This window comes from Bacillus sp. MMSF_3353 (assembly GCF_030733445.1).
In the GTDB taxonomy this organism is placed as follows: Bacteria; Bacillota; Bacilli; order Bacillales; family Bacillaceae_G; genus Bacillus_A; species Bacillus_A wiedmannii.
Map to the genome: position 1 here is coordinate 160,938 of NZ_JASHJA010000004.1, position 13,866 is coordinate 174,803.

Genomic DNA, 13,866 nt, shown 5'->3' on the forward strand with positions numbered 1-13,866 from the left:
ATATTAAAAATTAACCAGGTGAAAAAGGAGGTTTTTTATGCAATTACATACCGAGGTAAAAAAGCAGCCGAGTAAACGAAAGTTTAAAATGCCTGACGCGTACGTACTATTATTTTTTATTGCCTTACTTTGTGCCATTGCTACATATTTCGTTCCTGCTGGAGAGTTTAAAAGAGTTACAAACGGTACTGTTACAACGACAATACCAGGAAGTTATCATTCCGTTCCACAATCGCCGGTAGGGTTTGTTTCTTTTTTTACCGCTATTGAAAAAGGAATGACACTTGCTGCTCCTATCATCTTCTTAATTTTATTTACAGGTGGAGCCATTGCCATTCTTGAAAAAACAGGCGCTCTTGACGGTTTAATCTATCATGTTATTAACAAATTTCGTAATCAGCAATTACTTTTCATTTGTATTGTCGCCGCACTCTTTTCTATTCTCGGAACAACTGGCATTATCGTTAACTCAGTTATAGGCTTTATCCCCATCGGCATCATCGTTGCACGCACATTGAAATGGGATGCTATCGTCGGTGTAGCAATTATTTATTTAGGCACTTATGCTGGTTTTAATGCTACTATATTATCTCCCTCACCTTTAGGCATTTCACAAAAAATCGCCGAACTTCCGATGTTTTCAGGAATTGGTTTACGCACAGCAATCTATATCTCTTTTTTAATTGCTACCATTTTATATATTAATTGGTACGTAAAACGTTTGAAGAAATCGAATAAAGGAAGCATACTCGGAGATAACTGGTTTCCAAGTAATGCTCTTTCAAGTGAGAAAGAACTAGAGAAAACTGAAGTTCCTTGGACAATACGTCACAAATTAATTTTACTCGTTTCAGCTTTATCATTAATTGTATTTTTAATAGGCGCTTTTCGTCTACATTGGACTGACGCAGAAATGACCGCTACTTTTATTTTCATAGCAATTACAGCTGGAATAATAGGTGGTATGAAAGCGAACGATATCGCTTCTACTTTTCTAGCAGGCTGCCAAAATCTCATATACGGTGCTTTGATCGTCGGAATGGCTCGTTGTATTTCAGTCATTTTAGAACAAGGCAAATTACTTGATACAATCGTTAACCAACTCGCACAGTCTCTCGAAGGACAAAGCCCTGTATTTGGCGTTATCGGCATGTATGTAAGTAGTGCCGCATTACATTTCCTCATTTCATCCGGGACAGGAGAATCTGTTATTTTCATTCCGATATTAGCTCCATTAGCTGATTTCATGCACATTACACGCCAAGTTACAGTACAAGCTGTTATGCTTGGAGAAGGTGTAGTGAACTGCCTCAACCCAACTTCCGGTGTTTTAATGGGCGTACTCGCAGCGAGCGGCATTTCTTACGGAAAATGGATTCGATTTATGGCTCCACTTGCATTCATTTGGTTTATCATTGGACTTATTTTTCTTATTGTTGGTGTGAATATTGAGTGGGGACCGTATTAAAAGACTCATATTATATTATACTTTACTTAATAAAATATCGATTCTATTCTCCAATCCTATAAAAATCACTTATTCTAGTATAGATATAAACAGGGATTGATCATAGTGATCAATCCCTTCTCTCAAAGTAAAATACCTTTAAGTATGTTAGTTCCAAATTTTATTTACCCATTCCGGATGATCAATAAAAGGATTACGATTATGTTGATATTTCGTAAAAATCACTTCATTACGCTTTCGCTCTAAATCATCTACAGGGTCTTGTTCATTCCATTTTAGTAAAACGGATAGTTTGCCCATGTATGGATCTTTATTGTTATTCACCTTTTCATTTAATTCTAAGTCTATTTCGCCGTTGTCTCCTTCATAACGAACAGCCATGTAAAATAGCATTCTAGCGATATCTCCTTTTACACTATCACGAGGTTCCCAAGAATCACTATCATATTTACATTCTGTCGCTTCCGAATGATTCACACCACCATTATCAAAATCCAGATTTCCACGTGAACTATTTACAGATACATCCGTCGCTCTTAAATGATGCAAATCTGTTCCAGCTCCTGCAGTCGTTCCAAAATCACCGTGAGATTTTGCCCAAACATGCTCTCGGTTCCAATTATCAACTCCTGAACCATTCGTAAGTTTCCCTTGCGAACGCCCAGTATATAAGAGTATCACATTGTTTTTATTATTTGGATCTTCATCAGTATCTCTTAGTGCTTCCCAAACCGCACTGTATGATAACTTTGTATGATCATCAATAATATTATGAAGTTCCTTCTTTAACTCTAAACCCGTTTTTCCTATTGCATTATTATAATATGTATCATCATAGCTTTTTACAGTAATCTCTTGTGGTGATGCAGAAGCTACTTCACCGTGTATGGTATCTGTGAATGATAGAGATGCAGTACTTAAAATAAAAAATGAAGATAGTGTAACCATAGCAAGCTTTGTATTTCGAAACTTCATATACCCATTTCCCCTTTAACATATAATTTGAAGCCATTAACTAAAAAATGCTTTCTAACCCCCAAAAACTTTTAGAAAGCCATACCCATCCTTTTCTTTTTATTTAATACAAAACTCTATTGAGTCTGTATTATTTCCACACTTTTGGTTTATCTACTTCTCAAGGAATATCCTTCTCTAGTAAAGATTATTAAAATATTCTTTACAATTAAAAAGTAGTTTAATGTTAACTTATAAATTTCAATTTTTTCATGCAATTATGCATATTTGATAAATCGTTCGACTTTTCCTTTTTCTATAATTGTCTTTATTTTTTGGTGTAAAACCCTTCTTCCTCTGAAAAATAAGTACAAAAATAGATTGGATACCATGTAAGGCACCAATCTATTTTAATTAAAGAAACTTTGGTAATTCTGAGTTCACAACACATTGCGCAGTAATGATAACATTTTTATATTGAGACAGAACTACTACTATTTATTTGGTATCGAATCTATATACTTTTTAACTACTTCATATACATATTCTTGATTTGCCGCCGCTGTATTTGGATTGTATTTTCCGCCGTTTGTTTTATTGTTAGATAATACTCGAATCCCTAAAAATGGTACGTCATAAGCTTTTGCGATTTGCGCTGCGGCAGCACCTTCCATTTCTTCAACAGATGTACCGTATTTTGTATGGAACCATTTAATTCTATCAACTTCATTATTCCAAAGATCTGCTGAACCTATAGTCCCTTCAACCACTTTACCTTTTGTATATTTATCTTTTACCGCATTAGCTGCTGCAAGTAAATCCTTATCCCCCTCGTAGTATCGGATTTTCTCAGCATTTGGATCTTCTCCTGCACTTCCTTCAGAAGCCATTAAGTCCATTGAAATCCACTTTGTCGGTTCAATCCCTTGATTCTCATCCATATTTGTTGTTTTTAATGAACCTATGTTTGCTACTTGTTTTCCTAAAACAATATCAAATACGTTTAAATTTGGATCGTGTCCACCTGATGTTCCTTGGTTAATAATCGCCTTAGGCTTATATTTTTCAATAGCCACTGCTGTAGCAGCTGCTGTATTTTCCATTCCTTTACCTGTTTTCGCTACGATTACAGGATAATTGTCGACAGTGCCTTTATAAAATACGAAAGTTCCAGACTTTTCTTCTTTCACATTTTTTAACCTTTTTGCAAACTTCTCAGCCTCTATCGGCATTGGCCCTTGAATTAAAATAGGTTGTTGATTACTTTTTGCCTCAACTTGTTTTGGAGTCACATTACATCCCGCAAGTATTGAGAATGACAATGCAACAGTAGTTACTAGGGCAGCACATTTTTTCAACGTATTCTTCTTCATAAATAATCTCCTCTTTCTCTTGTTGTTTTCTATACTCGATGCTTTTAGTCCAAACAAAAAAGTTCTAGAAATTGTAGAAGAATCTCTACTTTCTAGAACTACGGTAGTCAAAGTTAATTAAGCACATGCAAAATTATAAATCGGTAGCGTACATTACATAGCACGGCCGAATACTTTAACCCGTAGTCCAGTTCTTTCATTGGGAACTAGGTAGAAACGCTCGGACCATATTACCGAGTATATACGAGTGATGATGTGTAAAATTATTATATTGGTAATATATCAAACTTTTAGTGTGCATGCAATCTAAATATGAACATTTTAACTAAAAATAATTAAAATGTTCGTTTTTACACAAAAAAAGATGATGTTATTCATTTTTCAGTGGATAATACCACAAAAAAACTTACAATCAAAAACACTAAACTATAGTCATGATATGAACTCACTTTTGGTTTTCGATAATTTTTTTGTATTATTCTTTATGAAATGAACAACTAAGGCGATTAAAGGAAAAGCTGCTCCAATGAGTAAAGTTACTTCACTATTAAATTTATAGTACGTATAACTTCCAACCCATGAACCAAAGGCTCCCCCCAAAAAGAAGATGGTCATATATAATCCATTCAGTCTGTTTCTTATCTCGGGATTCAAACTAAAGATAACTTTTTGACCTAATAATAAATTTCCTGCTACACCAATATCGATGCTAATGCCTGAAATAAGTATTAAAATCACACTAAACAGTGAATGATCTTGAACAAAAAATAGTAGTACAACAGATAATAGTACGAGCACCATTGATAGATTAGTCATTGTAAACATATAACCTTTATCTGCTATTTTACCAATAGTAGGAGTTAATACAGCTCCAGCTATTGCAACAAATCCAAACAATGCAATTTCATTATTTGAGAAATGTAATGGCTCCGACCTTAATAAAATGGGAATAACTGTCCAATAAAGGCTAAATGTTGCGAATAAGCATGCATGATAAAAAGCTCGTTGTTGTAACGGAGAAGTATGTATGAGTAGTTTTACCATAGAAGCTATTAAATTTGGATATAACATGTTACTAGTCGATACCACTTCATAGTTGGGTAAAAATTTTATAATTAACAGTAAGACAGCAACTAAGACTATTAATGAAAAAAGAAATACCATTCTCCAGCCAAACCATTCAGCTATTCCGATCGATAATGGGCGAGCAATCATAATCCCAATCAATAAACCACTCATTACTTTACCGACATATTTCCCCGTCTCTTCAATAGGCACAATCCTCATTGTTAGCGGAACTAACATTTGAGCAGCACAGGCTCCAATGCCAATTATAGTTGTTAATAGTAAAAAAACAATTCCATGTGTCGAAATTAACGCACCAATTAATGAAAGAATAGTAAGCCCGATAAGACCCCCTATTATTTTCTTACTTTTAAATAAATCTGCCATTGGTACGATAAAAAACAATCCCAATCCATAACCAATTTGCGTAAAAGTAGTGAGCAATCCAGATAAATCAGAGGAGATATTCAAGTCCTTTGCAATGAATTGTACAATTGGTTGCGCATAATAAATATTTGCAGCAAGTGAGCCACAACTAATCGCTAAAATAAATATTAGAAAATTTGTCTTGTTATTCAACTTTACCATTCCTTTCTTTTTTTGGAACGTTCATTCCTAAATCATTAAAAAAAGAAAGACTATAGGTCTGCAATAGTCTTATCCACTAGGCGATAGGCTAAATTTTTTTCTTTTTTATATTTGGACATTATATTCAAGCTGTGGTTTAAACTTAATAAAGAATATGCAACTAATTCAGTATCAGCCTCTTGTGAAATTTCGCCTTTCTTTTTTCCTTCTTCGATAACTTGCTTAAATACTTTTTCAAGTTCATTAAAATCATTTATGAGTATCTCTTCTATGGAAGGATCAATTTGTCCAATAAGCAGTGAAGAATTTGTTATAATACAACCTTTTGGAATTTCATCTGAATAACATTTTTCAATATGTTGATAAAAAAAGGATTGAAGTGATGCTTTTGTGTTTATACCACTAAAAAGTAAATTTCTCTTTTGAGAGCCATAATTTTTATAATGTTCCAAAACTAGTTTAAATAGTGCATCCTTATCTCCAAAACTATCGTACAGAGTAGAGCGACTTATACCCATTGTCTCAATAAGCTCTGAAATATACGTAGCATCATAACCTTTCTCCCAAAATAAATGCATCGCTTTATTTAAAGCATGTTCTTTGTTAAAACTAATCTTTCTACCCATTTAACAACACCCCCTATTATATAATTTAGTATAAATTTTTCGGAACGATAAGTCCATAAAAACATTTCGAAACTAAGCCTTCTGTTAAAGAGTTATATAAATTTATTAATAAAAATCAAAAACACTTGAAGTTGACGTTGGGTCATTTTATATACTGTTAAGTAGCTACTATTTAGCAATTTCATAAAAGAAATTAAAAAAATAGGAGGTTTTTAGATGAAGCAAGGCGATATTATTATTTATGGATGCGTCATTATAGGTGCAGGGATCGGAATGACATTGGATCATGCCTTTCCTGGTGTACTAATTGGGCTAGGAGCAGGATACTTACTTAAAAACATTTTTAGTAAAGAAAAATAGATGTGGTTTGAAGAAAATAATCGTTAACGATAAAATCTTAACGTACAGAAAGGTAGGTTTATCCGTTGATACACATTAATAAAGTTGGAGAACTGACAGGCGTTACAGTAAGGACACTGCGTTATTACGATAAAATCGGATTATTAAAACCAGCATCCAAAACAGAGGGTGGCCATCGTTTATATACAAATGAAGAAATAAAAAAATTACAGCAAGTTCAATTTTTAAAAAAGGTTGGATTTCCGTTACAAGAGATTAAAAATATGCTCGACTTTAATGAGTGGAATTGGTCGGATAGTTTACAGAGTCAATTATCTTATGTCATAAAAGAGCAGGAACATTTAAAGAAAATAGAATTATCCTTACGGGAATTGATAAATGGAATTGCGATAGAAGGAGAAGAAAGCTGGATTGCGATTCAGAAGATTATGCAATTATCCAGCAAAGATAAAGATATACAACAGTATTATCGCGAATCTGTATTTAAAGAAAAAGAAATAAAACTATTGGAAAAGGTTCCCAAAATGGCAAGTGACTGTTCTGATTCACTTGAATGGATTGCTCTCATCGGCCAGTTAAAGCGTTATATGAAGGACGGTCCAAAAGCAACAAAAGTTCAAAATATCATAAGAAGAATGGAGGAAAAACGCTTAGAAGAATTTGAAGGTGAGGATGAATTTCTAAATAAGCTTTGGGAGATAAGGATGTCTCCCAAACAATCAGAGAAACTTAGTTTATATCCAATTGATCAAGATGTGCTTCAGTTTATGAACGAGGCATATGCCATTTTTATGACTGAAAAAAATAATCCTGAGCCGAAATAAGGGGGAAAGCACGATGGGTACAGAACACCTTCTCCTAATAGGCGGATTAGCTATATTGGACACGCTAAGCCCTACTACAATAGGAGTAACAATATATCTACTTTTAACAGATAAAGAGCGTCTCACGAAACGTTTATTCGTTTATTTATTGACGGTAGCTGGATGTTATTTTGTTGTTGGAGTTTCACTCATGCTAGGATTAGATTTTTTGTTTGAGATTATTTCTGGCGTATTTCAAAACCAAATCGTAAGCTGGACGTTCTTTATTATTGGAGCCCTATTATTCATCGCAAGCTTTTATATTCCACCAAAGAAAAGTTCAAAGCTCCCTTCACCAAAATCAAATAGCATTCTTTCAATAATTGCGCTCGGATTCACTACTACATTAATTGAAGTGGGAACTGCATTCCCTTATTTTGCAGCAATCGGCATATTAACTACTTCTAATCTATCATGGATAGAATGGTCTTCTATTTTAGCTGGATACAACTTTATCATGGTATTGCCCTCTCTCTTGCTGTTTCTCCTCTATCTCCTATTTGGTCGATGGATGCAAAAATCTCTCGAGAGGCTTCGAATGAAAATCGCTAATCATTCAGGATCAGCTCTGTCATGGATTATGTGTATAGTTGGCTTCCTCCTAATATTAAATAGCCTGGATTATTTATAGGGGGTTATATAATTGTTCTAACTTTACTTTGAGCCTACACCTATATTGATTTAGATAAAAGTTTTGAAGCGGAATATGAATTTATACTTCGAACCTTATATAAACACCCCTATACAGAATTTAGTAGTATATTGAATTGATTAAGAGGATTTACTATAGCAATCTAATAACAAAAGCTTATTATCTTACTATAGAATGTACGGTCAGGGAGATATGCTTGAAACTACTAAAGAACTTATACCTATTATTAATCTAAACCAATCCGTCTTTTACAGACAGTTACTCTCCTTTCCATCTCCCTCATATTCACTTAATGTTGATGCAGGGATCTTATGCGAGATAAAACGCGCATCCATCCAATTTACAATTATTCCTTCCAACTCTGGATGAAGCGGCTTATCTGCACTTTCCGTATAAATCTTTTTAAATTGTAACGCTTTAAAATCTCCTTCAAAATACTTTAAGGTATGATCCATATTTTTTATTACGTATACTTCAGAATCACCTTGTACATAATCACCAATTCTCTTCGCTTTTTCAGGATTCGCCTGAAAATCTTTATCACCAGCAATTGCTAGTACTGGACATGTTACTTGTTGTAAATCTTTATAAATATCATGCTGAAAATGCTCTCTATACCATTTTGCGTTCATCGGTTTAAAACCAACTTTAATTGTATCTTTTTCTGTATTCATCATTTTCTCTTTTATTTTTCCCATCTGCTTCTCTCCACGTTTCTCCACATTGAGAAGGCGCATTAGTTTTCCCTTTATTCCCTTTTGTTCTTTTAATTCTTTATAAGCAATTTCTCTTTGTCTTTTCGTAGCTTCTTCTAATGATTCCGCAGCTCCTGTAAGAAGTATGAGTCCATTAACTGGTGTTCTTGCGTTTATTACACTTGCTAACATACACCCTTCACTATGACCAACTAAAATGATATTTTCCGAATCAACAAATGGCTGTTCTTTTACATACGTAATCATAGCCTCTATGTCATTAACTAAATCCCACATTCCAGTCTTCTGAAATTCCCCTTCACTCTTTCCTACCCCGCGCTTATCAAAGCGGAGCGTTACTACTCCAAGTCTCGCTATTACATGTGCTAAATCTTTGTAAATATTCGACGCAAGCTTTAACGGTACAATCATTCCATCACGATCAACTTCTCCAGAACCAGCGATAATGACAACAGCAGCATACTTCCCGTCAGCTTTCGGTTTAGTAATCGTACCTTGCAAAGTAAATTCACTATTTATCGCTACTTCATATTCGTCAAAGGTCATCATATTTGTCCTCCCTCTAATCTGTTATATCCAATTTAAATTTCAAACTCGCTATTATATTTTTGTACTCTTTTACATCTTTCATCGATGCGAAAATGGGGTTCTCTGCAATACCTTGTAGCATGCTTCGCTTTATAATATCCTCATTTCTAACCGTTTTAGCGCCAAGCGGAAATTCTGCAAACCATCCATCAATCGCATCAAAATATGAATCGCCGTGTAAATGCAGACTATTTATTGTAAAGCTAGACGCACAAACCGCTGCATATTTCCGTAACATTTCTAATGCTCTTTCAAAATTCCCTTGCATACAATATACTTGTGCAGCAGCATAGTATACTTTTAAAGTCATATTGGGATGTAATGTTTCTATTTCATATATATCTATTAACAGGAAAGCTCTATTTAAAATTACCTCTACCTTTTCAGTGTTTGAAGCATTTACTACTACATAATTCGGTATCGTCGCAACGAGGTGTATTAAATGTTGGTACATACTAATTTGCATCATTTCATTCGCCTTTTCAGCATTTCCAAGCATTTGATACGCTTGTGCGATTAAATCCTCTTCTGGAAAATTAGGACGTATCGTTTCACCAAGTAATTGAAGCACCTCATTTGGTCTATTGAATATAAGATAGCAAGTTGCTTGAAACGATACCGCCTCTTTCACAAGAGAAACATCATCACTCTCTTCCTGCACCCTGCTAAAAAGAGACATTGCCTCTTCTAAAATTCCAATTCTTTTATCCGTATCCTTTGTTAACATATGGTGGTTAATAAAAAGTAGTCCCATTTGAAGTAATAATGGAAAACAAGAATAATATTTTTTAATTATTCCCCTGCACTCCATCATTACTTCATCAAACGGTTCTTCACTAAAAGCTTCCGCTAGTCTATGATATAAATCCCTAATATCTCCCTGTTCCATTTGTGGTGTATAACAGATTAGTTCATCTATACTTATATTAAAGTACGATGCTAACAGTGGTAAAAATGTAATATCCGGATAACTCTGCCCTGTCTCCCATTTGGAAACAGACGCCTTCGTAATACCGATATACGCTGCTAACTCTTCCTGCGTAATTCCCGTTTCTTTTCTCTTATCCGCAATTATTTTATGAATATGAATCTCTCTCACTGTATCACCTCATACTTTTATTATATGTACTTTATTCTATACAAAATATGGATTTAAAGTCGACTTTCGTTAACAAAATCAACTGTTAGGAAACATCTCTCTAAAATGAAAGGCAGGAACATATTTGATATGTTCCTGCCTTTTTATTGTGGGTACCGATACTAACCATCTAGTTAAGATTTTGACATGCTTCAACATCAAATATTTCATCTCACTACAGTTTTCTATGAGAATCCAGTGAACAGATTATTTGTATAATTTTCGAAAGCTGAAGTTAAAAACCCTTAGTTTCTTGCTCACTTAAAGCACTACATTAATCTAGAAATTCAAGTGATTTCAATTTTCCAATTATCATTGACTTATATTTGATAGCTTCATACTGTGAATTATCAATTTTTGTCTTTTTTATATTTAACATATCAAATATTTCTCTTTCAATATCTCTTCTTGCTTCTAAAACTTTAATTGTTCCGTCTAAACCGTGATAGCCTTTCATTTTCCCATACCCTTGATTTGTATAATACTCAATAAATCCAGCAGACCATTCTTTTGCTCTTTCATTAAATACCTTTCTGAATGAGAATTCCAAATCATCTTGTTCTATATATAACAATACTGGATCTAATTTTTCTATGATTTTCGCTAATGCATTAATATAACTTATAACTTTCTCTTTTTTTTCACCATATTTAACCATCCCGATTGTTAATGGATTTTGTATGAAGCAACATTCAAAAATATAAATTTTATTTTCGTTGTTGGCTATTTCAACAAAATCCCTCCATTTTTCAGTTATTAATTCAATATTCCTCTCTAGCGGTAATTCATATATATCATTTTTGAAAATGGTATTTAATAAATTTTCAGGAAAATTAGAGCTGTATTCATTTTTAATTTTTTTATATGGCAATAAATAATTGTTTTCTCGCTCCGTGACTCTATCACTAATTACTCCCTTAAAATTACCACTATTCACTAACAAACTTTCGAATTCACTTTTATCAAAACAAGATACCCCATCATAATCAGCAGGGTGGTCCGGATTCCCTTCAAGAAATAACTCAGCGTCAATACTTTTTTCAATTAGAATATCGTAAAGCAAGCTTGCAGTGGTGGATTTCCCAAAGCCAGGAAGCCCTTCTACTATGATTAATTTCGTATTCAAAAAATCTACACCTTTCTAAGACAAAACGGACTAGCTACCCTATAAATTATTATCTAAACTCAATAAAACTAGAACTTCTTTTCCTATGTATCATTATTTCATTATTTCACCAAACTGCGCTCTCGTCACTTTCGCTAAGTCATCCACTTTCAGCTCAATTTGTATACCAATCTTCCCGCCGCTCACTATGATTGTTTCAAGCGATTGAGCACTCTCATCAATGCATGTAGAAAATAACTTTTTCATTCCTACTGGTGAACAACCACCGCGAATATATCCTGATACTTTCGTAATATCTTTTACGGGAATCATTTCAATCTTCTTTTCACCAACTGATTTTGCTGCTGCTTTCAAGTTCAGTTCTTCATCTACCGGAATGATAAACACATGATAATTTTTACTATTCCCTTGAGCAATTAACGTTTTATATACTTCTCTCACTTCTCGTCCAATTTTCTCAGCTACTGATACGCCATCAATTTTTCCATCGTCTGGATCATATGACATCATCGAATATTCGATTTTTTCTTTATCTAATATTCGCATCGCATTTGTTTTATCTTTTTTCATAGTGAGCTCCTTAAAAGGTTATTTCATATTATTAAGTTTTATTATACACTCTTTTCCATTTCTTCTACATAACTTCACGTATATTTCAAAACTAAAAATATTGATAATTCAAAAATCATCTGATATAATTTGGAAAAACTTATGTTAAGGAGAGATTTGTCATGCGAAATTTAAATACTTCTTTCCAACTTCATCATCATACGTAACGCCGTGTATCCGAAGAAAAATTTTTCTTCGTGGGTACAGGGCTTTTCCTGTTGACCCACGAAGCGTCCATAAAGCTATGTGGGTATTTTTATACCTGCATAGCTTTTTTTAATTTAAAAAGGAGTGATTATAATGGAAATGAAAAATGTAAAAGGAACGAAAGACTATTTACCAGAGGAACAAGTGTTGCGAAATAAAATTAAAAGAGCTTGTGAAGACACGTTCGAACGATACGGATGTAAACCGTTAGAAACACCAACGTTAAATATATATGAGCTTATGTCTTACAAGTACGGCGGTGGCGATGAAATTTTAAAAGAAATATATACGCTTAGGGATCAAGGAAAACGTGACCTTGCCTTACGCTACGATTTAACCATTCCATTCGCAAAATTCGTGGCAATGAATCCGAACATCCGCCTCCCTTTTAAGCGGTATGAAATTGGAAAAGTCTTTCGAGATGGGCCCATTAAACAAGGAAGATTTCGTGAGTTCATTCAATGTGACGTTGATATAGTCGGTGTAGAATCAGTCATGGCAGAGGCGGAACTTATGAGTATGGCGTTTGAACTGTTCCGAACGCTAAACTTAGAAGTAACGATCCAATATAATAACCGAAAATTGTTAAATGGTATTCTCGAGTCCATTAACATCCCTACTGAACGAACGAGTGACGTCATTTTATCATTAGACAAAATCGAAAAGATTGGGATTGATGGTGTACGAAAAGATGTATTAGAACGCGGAATTTCTGAAGAAATGGCTGATACGATATGTAATACCGTTTTATCTTGTCTAAAGCTTTCAATTGCTGACTTTAAAGACGCTTTCAATACTCCACTCGTTGCCGATGGAGTAAACAAACTACAACAATTACAGCAATACTTAATTGCCCTTGGAATAAATGAAAATGCTATATTCAATCCATTTTTAGCACGAGGACTTACAATGTATACAGGTACCGTGTATGAAATCTTTTTAAAAGATGGCTCGATTACATCCAGCATCGGTAGCGGTGGTCGATACGATAATATTATCGGAGCATTCCGTGGTGATAATATGAACTATCCAACAGTCGGTATTTCATTCGGTTTAGACGTTATTTACACAGCACTATCTCAGAAAGAAACAATATCATCTACAGCGGATGTATTTATCATCCCACTCGGGACAGAATTACAATGTTTACAAATTGCCCAGCAATTACGTTCTACAACTTCCTTAAAAGTCGAACTCGAACTAGCAGGACGCAAATTAAAACGGGCCCTTAATTATGCCAATAAGGAAAACATCCCTTATGTGCTTATTATTGGGGAAGAAGAACTTAGTACAGAAACCGTTATGCTGCGGAATATGAAGGAAGGTAGTGAGGTGAAGGTTCCCCTTTCTTCTTTAAATAGTTATTTATAATACGAACCACCCTCGTTTGGGTGGTTTTTCTATTTTATAGATAACGAAACCATTAGTTAACATAAAACAATTATATTCTACTAAAAATCACAAGTATTTAATATCCAATTACCTATTATTTTTGGTAATATATAGATATTAATTATTTTAGGAGGATTTACT

General features: G+C 34.0%; 13 protein-coding genes and 1 riboswitch. Of the genes, 5 read left to right on the forward strand and 8 right to left on the reverse strand.

All coding sequences use genetic code 11. The features are described from left to right. Positions 1-37: 37 nt before the first annotated feature. Complete coding sequence (locus RBB48_RS11695) at positions 38-1,468, forward strand: YfcC family protein (protein WP_088609513.1); 1,431 nt, start codon at positions 38-40, stop codon at positions 1,466-1,468. 147 nt (positions 1,469-1,615) lie between these two features. Here the strand turns inward: RBB48_RS11695 and RBB48_RS11700 are convergent, their stop codons facing one another. The 4 genes from RBB48_RS11700 to RBB48_RS11715 form a co-directional block, all read right to left on the reverse strand. Further along, a complete protein-coding gene (locus RBB48_RS11700) occupies positions 1,616-2,443 on the reverse strand; it encodes an endonuclease I family protein (RefSeq protein WP_088609514.1) in 828 nt (275 codons plus the stop codon). Between the two features lie 473 nt (positions 2,444-2,916). Continuing rightward, positions 2,917-3,795 (reverse strand): 5'-methylthioadenosine/S-adenosylhomocysteine nucleosidase, encoded by an 879-nt coding sequence (locus RBB48_RS11705; protein ID WP_088064031.1) that lies wholly within the window; start codon positions 3,793-3,795, stop codon positions 2,917-2,919. A gap of 163 nt (positions 3,796-3,958) precedes the next feature. After that, positions 3,959-4,062: riboswitch (purine riboswitch) on the reverse strand. 165 nt (positions 4,063-4,227) lie between these two features. Further along, positions 4,228-5,448 (reverse strand): MFS transporter, encoded by a 1,221-nt coding sequence (locus tag RBB48_RS11710; RefSeq protein WP_088064032.1) that lies wholly within the window; start codon positions 5,446-5,448, stop codon positions 4,228-4,230. A 50-nt stretch (positions 5,449-5,498) separates the two neighbouring features. Then, positions 5,499-6,074 carry a TetR/AcrR family transcriptional regulator gene (locus RBB48_RS11715; protein ID WP_088064033.1) on the reverse strand — a complete coding sequence of 192 codons (576 nt, stop codon included), beginning with the start codon at positions 6,072-6,074 and terminating at the stop codon, positions 5,499-5,501. Positions 6,075-6,290: 216 nt separating this feature from the next. Here RBB48_RS11715 and RBB48_RS11720 point away from each other — a divergent pair, with 216 nt between their 5' ends. The 3 genes from RBB48_RS11720 to RBB48_RS11730 all read left to right on the forward strand — a co-directional run bounded on the left by RBB48_RS11720 (position 6,291) and on the right by RBB48_RS11730 (position 7,928). Continuing rightward, complete coding sequence (locus RBB48_RS11720; protein ID WP_179196846.1) at positions 6,291-6,434, forward strand: hypothetical protein; 144 nt, start codon at positions 6,291-6,293, stop codon at positions 6,432-6,434. A gap of 65 nt (positions 6,435-6,499) precedes the next feature. Beyond that, positions 6,500-7,258, forward strand: a complete 759-nt coding sequence (locus tag RBB48_RS11725) for a MerR family transcriptional regulator (protein WP_088609515.1) — start codon at positions 6,500-6,502, stop codon at positions 7,256-7,258. Between the two features lie 13 nt (positions 7,259-7,271). After that, entirely contained in the window at positions 7,272-7,928 is a 657-nt protein-coding gene (locus tag RBB48_RS11730) for a GAP family protein (RefSeq protein ID WP_088064035.1), read from the forward strand. Between the two features lie 269 nt (positions 7,929-8,197). On the opposite strand, the gene RBB48_RS11735 is transcribed toward RBB48_RS11730, so the two are convergent. From RBB48_RS11735 to ybaK, 4 genes are all read right to left on the reverse strand, one after another. Beyond that, a complete protein-coding gene (locus RBB48_RS11735) occupies positions 8,198-9,214 on the reverse strand; it encodes an alpha/beta hydrolase family protein (RefSeq protein ID WP_142291781.1) in 1,017 nt (338 codons plus the stop codon). A gap of 13 nt (positions 9,215-9,227) precedes the next feature. Further along, positions 9,228-10,352: a helix-turn-helix domain-containing protein gene (locus RBB48_RS11740; protein ID WP_088064036.1), complete on the reverse strand. Its 1,125-nt coding sequence runs from the start codon at positions 10,350-10,352 to the stop codon at positions 9,228-9,230. 313 nt (positions 10,353-10,665) lie between these two features. After that, entirely contained in the window at positions 10,666-11,517 is an 852-nt protein-coding gene (locus tag RBB48_RS11745) for a P-loop NTPase family protein (protein WP_306007672.1), read from the reverse strand. A gap of 93 nt (positions 11,518-11,610) precedes the next feature. Continuing rightward, a complete protein-coding gene (gene ybaK / locus RBB48_RS11750) occupies positions 11,611-12,087 on the reverse strand; it encodes a Cys-tRNA(Pro) deacylase (protein WP_088064038.1) in 477 nt (158 codons plus the stop codon). Between the two features lie 339 nt (positions 12,088-12,426). Here ybaK and RBB48_RS11755 point away from each other — a divergent pair, with 339 nt between their 5' ends. Beyond that, complete coding sequence (locus tag RBB48_RS11755) at positions 12,427-13,704, forward strand: histidine--tRNA ligase (protein WP_088064039.1); 1,278 nt, start codon at positions 12,427-12,429, stop codon at positions 13,702-13,704. Positions 13,705-13,866: the final 162 nt, after the last annotated feature.

Excerpts from the sequence above, each read along its gene's own strand:
- RBB48_RS11710 (WP_088064032.1), bottom strand. The coding sequence starts at position 5,448 with ATGGTAAAGTTGAATAACAAGACAAATTTTCTAATATTTATTTTAGCG.
- RBB48_RS11715 (WP_088064033.1), bottom strand. The coding sequence starts at position 6,074 with ATGGGTAGAAAGATTAGTTTTAACAAAGAACATGCTTTAAATAAAGCG.
- RBB48_RS11700 (WP_088609514.1), bottom strand. The coding sequence starts at position 2,443 with ATGAAGTTTCGAAATACAAAGCTTGCTATGGTTACACTATCTTCATTT.
- RBB48_RS11720 (WP_179196846.1), top strand. The coding sequence starts at position 6,291 with ATGAAGCAAGGCGATATTATTATTTATGGATGCGTCATTATAGGTGCA.
- RBB48_RS11735 (WP_142291781.1), bottom strand. The coding sequence starts at position 9,214 with ATGATGACCTTTGACGAATATGAAGTAGCGATAAATAGTGAATTTACT.
- RBB48_RS11755 (WP_088064039.1), top strand. The coding sequence starts at position 12,427 with ATGGAAATGAAAAATGTAAAAGGAACGAAAGACTATTTACCAGAGGAA.
- RBB48_RS11705 (WP_088064031.1), bottom strand. The coding sequence starts at position 3,795 with ATGAAGAAGAATACGTTGAAAAAATGTGCTGCCCTAGTAACTACTGTT.
- RBB48_RS11730 (WP_088064035.1), top strand. The coding sequence starts at position 7,272 with ATGGGTACAGAACACCTTCTCCTAATAGGCGGATTAGCTATATTGGAC.
- RBB48_RS11695 (WP_088609513.1), top strand. The coding sequence starts at position 38 with ATGCAATTACATACCGAGGTAAAAAAGCAGCCGAGTAAACGAAAGTTT.
- ybaK (WP_088064038.1), bottom strand. The coding sequence starts at position 12,087 with ATGAAAAAAGATAAAACAAATGCGATGCGAATATTAGATAAAGAAAAA.